Origin of the sequence: Aliirhizobium smilacinae (assembly GCF_006335145.1) — a bacterium.
Classification (GTDB): Bacteria; Pseudomonadota; Alphaproteobacteria; order Rhizobiales; family Rhizobiaceae; genus Neorhizobium; species Neorhizobium smilacinae.
In genome coordinates this window covers 348,895-360,019 of record NZ_VDMN01000002.1, presented here as the reverse complement: position 1 = coordinate 360,019, position 11,125 = coordinate 348,895, and the positions used below count along the sequence as shown (strand labels likewise).

Below are 11,125 nucleotides of genomic sequence, written 5' to 3'. Positions count from 1 at the left end.
GATCCATCACTCACGTCGCTCTGATAACCACGTTTTTCCCCGCTGATCCTCGTGCCAAAATTGCGGACAGATACGCCTTAAGGTGAATCTGCCTCGCCGTTTGTGTTTCTTTACTCGGACCACCAAAACCAATCTTCTGGGACGACAGATGCTGGCCCCGCAAGCGAAGCTATTGATGCATCGCTTGGCTGTCACGCCGGCAAAAACGGGCTTTTGAGCGGGGTGGCGAAGGGGGCATGCAGAATGATTTCAAGCAGCGTCATTCTTAAACAGGGTGTAATCATCCATCATCCCGATCTGGTGAACCTTTACGGCTGTACGATCGGCGCGGGTACAGCCATCGGCACCTTTGTTGAAGTTCAGAAAAATGTCCTGGTCGGGCGCAATTGCAAAATCTCCAGCCATTCTTTTCTCTGCGAAGGTGTGACCATCGAGGACGGTGTCTTTGTCGGACACGGCGTGATGTTTACCAATGATATCTATCCGCGCGCGGTCAATCCGGATGGCAGTCTTCAAACCCAGGCCGACTGGGTCGTTGTTCCCACATTGGTCAAGCGCCACGCCTCGATCGGCAGTAACGCCACTATCCTTGCCGGCATCACAATTGGTGAAGAGGCGCAAATCGGCGCCGGCGCCGTTGTAACCAGGAATGTTCCCGATCGCGCTATCGTTGCTGGCGTTCCGGCAAGGATAATCGGTCGGGTCGGCGACGTTCAACCTGCATTGCAGTCAGTGGGGAAAACACGATGATCGGTTTTGCTGTCGTCGGATACGGCTACTGGGGTCCGAACCTTGTGCGCAATATTTCCGAAACTACCCGTGCCGACGTCGTCAGCGTCTGTGATCGCGATGGAAGCCGATTGGACGGTGTTCGCGGTCGATACCCGTCCGTCAAGACCACCACGGATTTCGAAGAGGTTCTGCGCGACCCGAAGGTGGATGCGATCGCAATCGCCACCCCGGTCTCCAGCCATTTCAGACTGGCAATGCAGGCTTTAATGGCCGGCAAGCATGTCTTCGTCGAAAAGCCGATGGCAGCGACGGCCGAGGAGGCTTCGCGCATGGTCGAAGAGGCCCTGCGGCGTCGCCTCGTTCTGGCTGTCGATCATACATTCGTCCACACCGGGGCAGTCCGCAAGATGCGGGAGCTTGTCGATAGCGGTCTTGGAGACATGTATTATTATGATTCCGTCCGGGTCAATCTCGGCCTGTTCCAGCACGATGTCAGCGTAATCTGGGACCTCGCGGTCCATGATCTCTCCATCCTGGACTATGTCCTGCCGGAAAAACCGGTTGCCGTCTCCGCGATCGGGATGAGCCATGTGACGGGCGAGCCCGAGAACATTGCCTATCTGACGCTCTTCTTCGAGAGCAAAATGATCGCCCACATTCACGTCAACTGGCTGGCTCCCGTCAAAGTCCGCCGGACCCTGGTTGGCGGCAGCAGCAAAATGATTGTCTACGACGACCTGGAGCCCAGCGAGAAAATAAAGATCTACGACAAGGGTATCACCATGAACGGTAATACCCATGCCGGGTACGGCGAAAAGGTTCACCAGATGCTCGTCGGTTATCGCAGCGGCGACATGTACGCTCCCAGGCTCGATATGACCGAGGCGTTGAAACACGAACTGAACGAGTTCATCGACTGTATCGAACAGAATGAACGTCCGATTGCAGACGGCCTTGCCGGGTTGCGTGTGGTTCGCGTTCTCGAGGCGGCGACCCGTTCGCTCGCCCAGCGCGGTCGTGTGATTGAACTGGAAGAGATGAGGCGAATAGCATGATCCCGTTGCTGGACCTCAAGGCGCAATACGCGTCGATCAAGAGCGAAATAGATGCCGCAGTCCTCGGTGTGCTTGCTTCCGGGCAATATACGTTGGGCGATGAAGTCGCGAGTTTTGAAAGGGAGTTTGCAGACTATTGCGGGGTCAGACATGCAGTTGCCGTCAATACCGGCACGAGCGCGCTCCATCTTTCCCTGCTCGCTGCCGGTATTGGCTCCGGCGATGAGGTCATCACCGTGCCATTCACTTTCGTCGCGACCGCGTCGGCGATCTGCTACACCGGCGCGCGGCCGGTGTTCGTCGATGTGGAGCCACAGACGCTCACCATCGATCCAGCGCAGGTCGAAGCAAAGATCACGTCCCGCACCAAGGCCATCATTCCCGTCCATCTCTATGGCCAGATGGCGGATATGGATGCGCTGAGCGCGATTGCCGAGCGATATGGCATCGCCATTATCGAAGATGCATGCCAGGCGCACGGGGCCGAATACAAGGGACGCCGCGCCGGCAGCATCGGACTGTCCGGCTGCTTCAGCTTCTATCCCGGTAAAAACCTCGGCGCTTGCGGTGAAGCTGGCATGGCTGTCACCAACGATGACGATCAGGCCCACGCGATGCGAATGCTGCGGGATTGGGGGCAGGCACAGCGCTATCATCACGCGTTGAAAGGTTTCAACTACCGCATGGACGCCATTCAAGGTGCCATCTTGCGGGTCAAGCTGCGGCATATCGAGGACTGGACAGAGAGGCGTCGCGCCCATGCCAGCCGCTACACCGGCCTGCTTGAGGCGATGGCGGATCTGACGACACCTGTCGAGACAATCGGACGGCGTCATGTCTATCACGTCTATGCCATAAGATCCCGCGGCCGCGACAGATTACGTCAGGCGCTCGCCGAACAGGGTGTTCAGTCCGGGCTGCACTATCCCATCCCCGTCCACCTGCAACAGGCGCATGCCGACCTGGCCTACAGAGAGGGTGACTTTCCTGTCTCGGAAACCGCAGCACGCGAGGTTCTTTCGCTGCCGATCTATCCAGAGATGAGTGCGCCGCAACTCGAAGCAGTGGTCGAGGCAATGGAGAGTGCCTATGTCGAGTGATATCATGGGCAAGGTGCGACGCGTGCAGGCCGTTCATGGTCGCGTCGAAAAGCCTGAAGATCCCGCTTATCAAGTGGCGTTGACCGAACAACTGAAGCTGACTTACGGGCACACTGGCCTGATCGAGATCTATGGCCGCTTTGCAAACGGCGAGGGCTTTATCGACAACACGATGCGCATCGCCATCTGGCAAGGTCTTGCCCGTCGCTGCGGCTCGTCTCTGCGGGTCGCAAGCGGTGCGGGGTTCAAGCACCCGGAAACCTTCGAAATCGGCAATGGGGTCTTCATCGGTTCCCAGGCCTACATTCAGGGGCGTTTCGACGGCCGTTGCATCATCGGCGATCATGTCTGGATTGGTCCGATGGCTTATTTCGATGCGCGTGACCTGATCGTCGAGGAATATGTCGGTTGGGAACCCGGTGCCAAGCTGCTTGGCTCTTCCCACACCGCTGTCCCGTTGAACGTGCCAATCATCCGCACCGATCTCGAGATCAAGCCGACCCACATCGGTGCCTGGGCTGATATCGGAACAAATGCGACGATCCTTCCGGGCGTGCGCGTCGGCAAGGGCGCCATCGTTGGTGCTGGTGCGGTGGTTGTTTCCGATGTCGAACCCTATGCAGTTGTGGCTGGCGTCCCGGCAAAGTTCATGCGATGGCGCATGGATACCGATCCCAGCGTGAAGACATCTGGCGAGGCGTGTCATGAGGGATAAGCGCATACTCATTACCGGCGGTGCCGGGTTGATCGGTTCGCATATTGCCGATCTTGTCGCCCGAGAAAAACCGCGCAAGATCGTCGTCCTTGATAACTTCGTGCGTGGGCGCCGTGACAACCTTGCCACGGCGATGAGCATGTTTCCTATCGATGTCGTAGAGGGAGACATCCGGGACCGGGCCCTGCTCGAAACCGTTTTTCAGGACATCGACATCGTGTTTCATCAGGCAGCCATCCGGATCACGCAATGCGCCGAGGAGCCGCGGCTCGCCTTCGAGGTTCTCGCGGAAGGCACCTTCAATGTTCTCGAAGCAGCCGTGAATGCGGGCGTTTCGAAACTCGTTGCCGCCTCCTCGGCGTCCGTGCTCGGGCTTGCCGACAGCTTCCCGACCACTGAAGCGCATCACCCCTATAACAACCGTACGCTCTATGGCGCAGCGAAAACATTCAACGAAGGTCTGCTGCGCAGCTTTGCCGACATGTACGGGCTTCGGTATGTCGCGCTCCGATATTTCAATGTCTATGGGCCGCGCATGGACGTGCATGGCGTCTATACCGAAGTTCTGATCCGCTGGATGGAGCGATTGGCGGCCGGATTGCCGCCAGTTATTTATGGGGACGGCAGCCAGACCATGGACTTCGTGCATGTTCGCGATATTGCCCGGGCAAATGTGCTGGCTGCGAACTCCGACGTCAGCGACGAAGTGTTCAATGTCGCAAGCGGTGAGGAAACCAGCCTTCTGGAACTCGCAAAGCTTCTCAGCAAAGTTATGGGCGTTTCACTCGAACCGCAGCATCAGCCTGCGCGGGCGGTTAACGGCGTTACGCGCCGCCTTGCCGACACGACCAAGGCGCAACGGCGGCTTGGTTTCAAGGCGGACATTCAGATGGAGGACGGCTTACGTGAGCTCGTCGCCTGGTGGCGGCTCAGCATGGCTTTGGCAGGAGGTCGGGCTGCATGAAAGCGTCGATGTCTTCCATTCCCGTTGCCAGGCCCGCTTTAGGAGAGCAAGAGGCTGAGGCTTTGCGGCGAGTGATCCAATCGGGCTGGGTGACGCAGGGGCCAGAGGTGGCAGCGTTCGAGAGCGAATTCGCAGCCTTTGTCGGCGCTGCTCACGCATGTGCCGTTTCAAACTGCACCACCGCGCTGCACCTTGCCTTGAAAGCGGTTGGCGTCACCGCGGGCGACGAGGTCATCACCGTCAGTCATTCTTTCATCGCGACCGCGAATGCGATCCGTTACTGCGACGCGCTGCCGGTGTTCATCGATATCGAGGCGGACGGTTACAATATCGACCCAAATCTCATCGAAGCGGCGATCACGCCACGTACGAGGGCAATTCTGTGCGTGCATCAGTTGGGCATGCCTTGTGATCTGCGCGCGATCGTGGAAATCGGAAAGCGCCATTCCATACCGGTTGTCGAGGACGCAGCGTGCGCGATAGGCAGTGAAATCCTCTGGGACGGGCAATGGGAAAAGATCGGGAAGCCGCATGGAGACATTGCCTGCTTCTCCTTCCATCCGCGCAAGGTGGTCACCACTGGTGACGGCGGCATGTTAACAACCTCCAGTCCGGAATTCGATCGCAAGTTCCGGTTATGGCGCCAGCACGGCATGAGCGTCACCGATGCCACGCGTCATGGGTCTAAACAGGTTATATTCGAAGACTACGATGAGCTGGGCTACAACTATCGCATGACCGATCTGCAGGCCGCCATCGGCAGGGAGCAGTTGCGGCGCTTGCCGGGATTGGTCCAGGAGCGGCGGCAGCTTGCCGAGGCATATCGCGAGCAGCTGTCATCGATCGGCCTGTCGCTCCCCACCGAGCCGCGTTGGGCTCGCAGCAACTGGCAAAGTTTCTGTGTGGGATTGCCTCCTGGGATGGATCAGCGAGCCGTCATGCAAATGCTGCTCGATCAAGGGATTTCCACCCGACGCGGGATCATGAATATTCATTTGGAAAAAGCCTATGGCAGTCAAGACAGCCATCGCGCGGCAACACGCCTAAGCCGAAGCGTATCAGCGCAGGAGAGAACTATCATCCTACCGCTCTTCAGCCGAATGACAGATGTCGAGCTTTTGCGCGTGGTCGAGGCTTTGCGTCAGCATTTTGCCGCGGTGATGTCGGAAGACTACCCTCTTGTGATTTCATAATCTGGCGTCTGTCCTGCATCAGCCAGTCTGGCCGCCCGTTGGTTGGCCCAATGGATGATGCGTTTCTTACGCCCATCTGGTGATCCACCCCCTGACAACGGCCGGCAGAGCTTCCGGTGGAAGCAGTCGAACCAGCATGCGCAGCGAATAGATCGTCGTCAGAATCACCGCGACCGAGCCTGTCAACATGGCTTGCCAGGGCGGCAGGTTTCCAAAGGCCAGAAATACCAGTGCCGAGAGGGATAGCATGATCACCCCATGCCGGCGGTTGGCGGCAGACCAGCGGAAACCGGTGAGGCGCCGCACGACCGCGTAAATCAGCACACTGTGCCAAAGATAAAGACCGAAAAAGGCGACGCCGGCTCCCGACACACCAAGCTTAGGCACAAGAAGCCAGGCCAGACCCAGATGCACCACGGTTGCAGCCACTTCTGTGCAGAGGAAGATCTTCTGCGCGCCTTTCGCTACGATGATGAAGCCGGCCGGCCAGACGACAATTCGGAGCATCATGCCGAGACAAAGCCACCGCAGAAGCTCCACCGCTCCCTCGAACTCTTTGGAATAGAAGAAATTCATGACGAATGGCGCAAGTGTCAGCGTGGCAAGCAATCCTGGGCCGGCCAACAGCATGCTCACTTCGGCTTGTTCATTGACCAGCCGGTTACAGTCTTCCTCATTACCGATCGACGCCGTCAGGCGTGGATAAAAGTCGGTCCCCATCGCCTGCAGAATGAAGCCGGTGTAAAGGCCGCCGATGGCCCAGGCGGCCTGATACAATCCCGCGGCCTGTACGCCGCCTTCTGTCAGGACAATGATGCGGATGGCATAAGCTGCGCCGAACGTGAGCAGAGTGCTTATCATGAACGCGAAACCGAGACGAAGCAGGGCGGCCGATTCCGCGCCGAACTGGCGGGCTGACAGCATCGCCACCGGTAATCTGATCTGTCTGCTGAACCACCATACCGAAAGAGCGGAAAGTGCAGCGGTCCCTACGAGCGCCGGTGCAATTGCCTGCTCCCCGAAGCAGTAAACCAAAGGAATGGTGACAATGGTAGCAAACAAGCCCGAAAGGACGTTGATGCGTGCAAGACTTGAGATGCCGCGCAAGCCCTGGATCAGTGCGGTTTCCCCTGACGACACGAGTCTGAAAAATGCAGCAAGTGCAAGCAAGACTATGGCGCCGACATGCTGATGGTTGCCAAATGTCAAATTCGAGATCGGAAATGCCAGCCCGGCAAGAAGCAGCAGACCGAGCAAACCGAGTAACACTGACAGGTGTCTAAGTGCGGCTGCCGAGCGCGAAATCCGTGTGTCATCACCGGTACCCGCAGCCTCGGCAATCTGACGCACTCCGCTTCCGCCGACACCAAGACCGGCAATGGCCTGCGCGATATCGATCATGGACCCGTACAGGCCCATCAGCCCCACTCCTTCCGGGCCGAGAACAATAGCCAAAGCCTTGTTGCGTGTAATGCTAAGTGCCACGTTGATGAGGGAGGAACCACCCATCCAGATCGTGGACTTAAGGATCTGCGTATATGTCTGACTGCGCGATGGTGTCAGGTGAAAAGTCATCGAGGTTTCCTGCTGGATAGAGCTTAGGCGCGGGTCTCAAACCTGGGTTGCCGACACCATTTTTACCGATCCAAAATGCGAGGGAGGAATTTGCTCAAGATAGATGTTTCACTCGTCCCTGCTGCCTGCCTCGTTTCCGGACATAGATGCAGGGATGAATAGCTTGCGTCACTGGCTTGCCTGATCGGGCTGCGTTGCCGTTTCGGGAGGTGGGACGGGCGTGGCCCTGGACGATCCGCCGGAAAGCAGAGGTTGGACAACCTTGACGACATCACCCGGAGCCAATGCCGTTGTCTCTGAAGCCACAAACTGAGTGATCTGTCCGTCTTTCCGTCTGCTCACGGTAAAGACGAGCGGCAGGTCTTCGCCTGGTCTTTGTGAACGGTCGTCATCCAGGAGGTTTTCGATGAGCAGCTTCTGTGTTGTTTCCCTTTTCATTTTCAGCTGATCGAAATTTGCTTGTTCTGCCTGCAGTTCAGACGCGATTTCGCTTCGTCGCGTGTCATGGAGACCTTCCAGGTTTCTCCGTGCCTCGCTGATCCCCTGACGGGCTCGCATCATTGAAGTGAGAATATCGAGACGATCTGAACGATAGGCCGTGAGCAATCGCTCCAGCTCCAGCTGACGCGACGCAATTGCGAGACCCTGCTCAACCAGGGTCTTGACGCTGTTCAGCTGATCTTCCACCGATTTGATGTTGTTTTCCGCACCTTCCAGCTTTTGGCTTAGGGTATCGACCTCGGTGTTCAGAAGGTCGCCCAATTCCGCAAACGCTTTTAATTGTCTGGCCAGTGCATTTGAACGGGTCTGACTGATCACCCGCTCCTGGTCAAAAATTGCTGCAGCGTAATGCGGGTCCATGTCCAAAGGCTGTTCGAAGGTGATGTCGGTGGATCCTTCCATCTCTGCTCGCAGCCGCGCCAACTTCGCAGAGCGTCGCAGGAGAGACTGTTCGATCTCTTGCAGTTCGCCTTTAAGATTGATTGTCTGCAAATGCTGCTGGCTTGTAATGCGTAGCGGCCCGCCACTCATCGTCAGAGATTGCAACACGGTAAGACCAGGGTAGAACTTGTACTCTCCAGGCCGGGATACCGCCCCCGCGACATATACCGGCGGGTATTCGATAACCTCGAGAGTGACCGTCGGTCGCTGAACCAAGCTGATTTTCTGCTGCAGGCGCTGGGCGATTTCGTCTGCCAACTCGGTGACATCCATCAGCCCAATCGGGACGGGACCAAGAAAGGGTAAAACAAGAGCGCTGGTATCAGAGACCGTATATTCACCACTGATCGCATCCCATCGCTCATACTGACTTTTGGATGGAGACCATTGTACGATCGTCATTCGCACCTTGGACTGTGGTGCCAGCGGGATGTTATCGGCCAGCGCCGGCGGCGCGATGCCGGCGAGTACAACGCTTAATGTAGAAGCCATAACCGCGCGGAACACACGCGGGTTGCAAAAGAGATGCCTCATATCAGTCCCGCCTGAAAGCCACAGCGCCAGTATGCTGTTTGCACGGTCTTTGTGGAAGCCGGAGGTGTCCCGGTCGGCCTCATCCTTAATGATGAAGGAATATCTAATGTCTAATCCGGCTGCCCGTTTCAGTCGACCGCACACAATCAGTGAGCGGCCGTCGGCGGTAGGGCAAAGCATTATCTGTGGGGAAGATCATAAGCCTGTCAGACGTCTGGTTTGGAGGCCGAACCCCTTGAACGGCATGCAGCTATCGTTCGCACACAATGTCACCGAGCTTGTAGGCCACTTCGGTACGATTAGTCGCCCCGAGCTTCCGCATGATGTTGCGAACATGGACCTTAATTGTGCTTTCGCACAGGTTGAGTTCCGAGGCTATATCCTTGTTGCCCTTGCCACATCGCAGTGCCTCGGCAATGGCGAACTGACGGCGCGTGAACTTCACCGCAGACAAAGGCTTGTGGGATGTCAGGCCAAGCACATTGCCGATGTTCAACAGGCTGCTTGCAGGGATGAACCGGCCGCCGGCGATTGCAAGGCTGATGGCCTGAATGCAGATGTCGATGCTGACAGAGTTTGGTAGGTAGCCTCTCGCGCCCAGGGCAATAAAGTCGAGGACTGCACCAACGTTCTCATCATCTGACATGACCACGACAGCGGCTGGCGAGACGGCAGTTACCACCTGGGCAATCTCGCTCGTCGCTTCGTCCCGCACGTGGACGGCATAAAACAGGACCACGGCTGGCAAACCGATGCTATCCTTCGAGGCCTCCCAATCGCGCAAGTGGGCGAAGGTCAGAATACGTCGGCTTATGTGATGAGATCCCAGACTGTGGGCCAAGCATTCCCGCTCCAGCGTCCGCCGGTCAATCAGGGCGACGTAACCCCCGTCTGCATGAAAGCCTGGGCCGAATTCTGCCTGATGAGAAGCATTATCGTCTTTCATCATCATCGGATTACTCCTCTAACGCTGCACCGACAATCAATCGAGTTTTCTTTCTGATCCGGAAGTGGTCATGGACGCTTCCCATCAACCCGGCTTGCGGCATCCTTCATCTTGAAGACAAACCATTCGGTGATGGAACGGGATACTATCAGTGGGGGAGGGCCATTGCCGGCTTCAATGTTGATACATGTCAGATATCTTGAAGATAACTTCAGTGCGGTTTTTCGCGTTCAGTTTCTTCATGATATTGCGGATATGGACTTTTACTGTGCTTTCGCGAAGCGTGAGCTCGTAGGCAATGATCTTGTTCGGTTTGCCGTGGCTCAGTGCGTCAATTACATCCGCCTCGCGCTGGGTGAACATGGCTGCGCGGTGACGTTCACGTTTCTCTGCTATGGCCATAAGTTGCGGAAGGTCATCAAGGGTCTCAGCGGAAATGAATGCGCCTCCGGCCAAAGCCAGCGAAATGGCGCTGACGCAGACCGTCAACCCTATCGCGGAAGAGATATAGCCTTGAACACCCACTTCAAAGGCCCGCAAAACCTGGCGAAGGTCGCGGTTGTCAGCGAGAATGACCACATATACGGCCGGAAAATCCTTGATCAAATTCTGTAGATCATGAAGGAATGTGTCGTTGTGGAAGTCGCCGTGCCCAATGTTGATGAGTATACCTGCGTGACGCGGGCTGAAGGCCTTCCTCCAGCTGTCGATGGATGAAAATACGTCGACTGACATATCGAGGCCATGGGCAACAAGACTTCGTGCCAGGCATTCGCGATCCAGGGCGCGATCATCGATAATGGCCAATTTCCGCGGATCCTTCTCAGGTCGCGGCGCTATTTGCGCTTGAGAATTGACCAGCGAGCCGAATTCGGTCGGAGCCGGGGTCTGACTATATGTTGTGATGGCGACGGACATTTTTTTCTCCCCCATTGGATCGCAGCCCCGAGATGCTCGTCAGCTTAACCGATCCGTTTCAGTTCGCCTGTTCTGATCCCCCAAATTGAGAGTGCTTGTGCGCATGAAGTAAGGACATTCGAATGATATCCTGCATTTCGGGCGAGTACCCCTCCCGCCGAAACCTGGTCCCGCCACCGCGCCACGTCATAATTTCTTAAGCGCCTGCGACAATGTGATACTACGATGGAGTAGTACAATTGTGAAAGCTTCGGAAAATACCTATGGATGTACTGATGTATAATTTGTACAGATTGCTAGGTGCGTGTTTTTGCAGTGCAAAAATTAGTATATTTTAGAAATCTACGTCGACAATTATCCCTATGACTTATATTGTCTCGATACGATACACCTTAAGCGCATATAAACCGCAGGATCGCGGGGCGGTAACATGCGCGAGAAGAGCCGGATA

General features: G+C 56.5%; 10 protein-coding genes. 6 read left to right on the top strand and 4 right to left on the bottom strand.

Features of this window, described 5'->3' with window-relative positions; translation table 11 throughout:
- Positions 1-243: 243 nt before the first annotated feature.
- From FHP24_RS12490 to FHP24_RS12465, 6 genes are read left to right on the top strand one after another with little or no spacing between them, the layout of a single operon-like run.
- Positions 244-750 (top strand): acyltransferase, encoded by a 507-nt coding sequence (locus FHP24_RS12490; protein WP_139676523.1) that lies wholly within the window; start codon positions 244-246, stop codon positions 748-750.
- Positions 747-1,787 carry a Gfo/Idh/MocA family protein gene (locus tag FHP24_RS12485; RefSeq protein ID WP_139676522.1) on the top strand — a complete coding sequence of 347 codons (1,041 nt, stop codon included), beginning with the start codon at positions 747-749 and terminating at the stop codon, positions 1,785-1,787. The genes FHP24_RS12490 and FHP24_RS12485 overlap by 4 nt, the downstream gene beginning before the upstream one ends.
- Positions 1,784-2,887 carry a DegT/DnrJ/EryC1/StrS family aminotransferase gene (locus FHP24_RS12480; RefSeq protein ID WP_139676521.1) on the top strand — a complete coding sequence of 368 codons (1,104 nt, stop codon included), beginning with the start codon at positions 1,784-1,786 and terminating at the stop codon, positions 2,885-2,887. Before FHP24_RS12485 ends, FHP24_RS12480 begins: the two co-directional genes overlap by 4 nt.
- Positions 2,877-3,602, top strand: coding sequence for an acyltransferase (locus FHP24_RS12475; RefSeq protein ID WP_139676520.1), 726 nt, complete (start codon positions 2,877-2,879; stop codon positions 3,600-3,602). The genes FHP24_RS12480 and FHP24_RS12475 overlap by 11 nt, the downstream gene beginning before the upstream one ends.
- Positions 3,592-4,566, top strand: coding sequence for an SDR family NAD(P)-dependent oxidoreductase (locus tag FHP24_RS12470; protein ID WP_139676519.1), 975 nt, complete (start codon positions 3,592-3,594; stop codon positions 4,564-4,566). Before FHP24_RS12475 ends, FHP24_RS12470 begins: the two co-directional genes overlap by 11 nt.
- Positions 4,563-5,759, top strand: coding sequence for a DegT/DnrJ/EryC1/StrS family aminotransferase (locus FHP24_RS12465; protein WP_139676518.1), 1,197 nt, complete (start codon positions 4,563-4,565; stop codon positions 5,757-5,759). Before FHP24_RS12470 ends, FHP24_RS12465 begins: the two co-directional genes overlap by 4 nt.
- A gap of 66 nt (positions 5,760-5,825) precedes the next feature.
- On the opposite strand, the gene FHP24_RS12460 is transcribed toward FHP24_RS12465, so the two are convergent.
- The 4 genes from FHP24_RS12460 to FHP24_RS12445 form a co-directional block, all read right to left on the bottom strand.
- A complete protein-coding gene (locus FHP24_RS12460; RefSeq protein ID WP_139676517.1) occupies positions 5,826-7,334 on the bottom strand; it encodes an O-antigen translocase in 1,509 nt (502 codons plus the stop codon).
- 168 nt (positions 7,335-7,502) lie between these two features.
- Positions 7,503-8,810, bottom strand: coding sequence for a polysaccharide biosynthesis/export family protein (locus FHP24_RS12455; RefSeq protein WP_139676516.1), 1,308 nt, complete (start codon positions 8,808-8,810; stop codon positions 7,503-7,505).
- 250 nt (positions 8,811-9,060) lie between these two features.
- A complete protein-coding gene (locus FHP24_RS12450) occupies positions 9,061-9,762 on the bottom strand; it encodes a response regulator transcription factor (protein ID WP_139676515.1) in 702 nt (233 codons plus the stop codon).
- Between the two features lie 168 nt (positions 9,763-9,930).
- Entirely contained in the window at positions 9,931-10,674 is a 744-nt protein-coding gene (locus tag FHP24_RS12445) for a response regulator transcription factor (RefSeq protein WP_139676514.1), read from the bottom strand.
- Between the last annotated feature and the right edge of the window lie 451 nt (positions 10,675-11,125).

Bases quoted from the DNA above. Each gene is read 5' to 3' on its own strand.
- FHP24_RS12445 (WP_139676514.1), bottom strand. From the start codon at position 10,674: ATGTCCGTCGCCATCACAACATATAGTCAGACCCCGGCTCCGACCGAA.
- FHP24_RS12485 (WP_139676522.1), top strand. From the start codon at position 747: ATGATCGGTTTTGCTGTCGTCGGATACGGCTACTGGGGTCCGAACCTT.
- FHP24_RS12490 (WP_139676523.1), top strand. From the start codon at position 244: ATGATTTCAAGCAGCGTCATTCTTAAACAGGGTGTAATCATCCATCAT.
- FHP24_RS12460 (WP_139676517.1), bottom strand. From the start codon at position 7,334: ATGACTTTTCACCTGACACCATCGCGCAGTCAGACATATACGCAGATC.
- FHP24_RS12465 (WP_139676518.1), top strand. From the start codon at position 4,563: ATGAAAGCGTCGATGTCTTCCATTCCCGTTGCCAGGCCCGCTTTAGGA.
- FHP24_RS12450 (WP_139676515.1), bottom strand. From the start codon at position 9,762: ATGATGATGAAAGACGATAATGCTTCTCATCAGGCAGAATTCGGCCCA.
- FHP24_RS12455 (WP_139676516.1), bottom strand. From the start codon at position 8,810: ATGAGGCATCTCTTTTGCAACCCGCGTGTGTTCCGCGCGGTTATGGCT.
- FHP24_RS12470 (WP_139676519.1), top strand. From the start codon at position 3,592: ATGAGGGATAAGCGCATACTCATTACCGGCGGTGCCGGGTTGATCGGT.
- FHP24_RS12480 (WP_139676521.1), top strand. From the start codon at position 1,784: ATGATCCCGTTGCTGGACCTCAAGGCGCAATACGCGTCGATCAAGAGC.
- FHP24_RS12475 (WP_139676520.1), top strand. From the start codon at position 2,877: ATGTCGAGTGATATCATGGGCAAGGTGCGACGCGTGCAGGCCGTTCAT.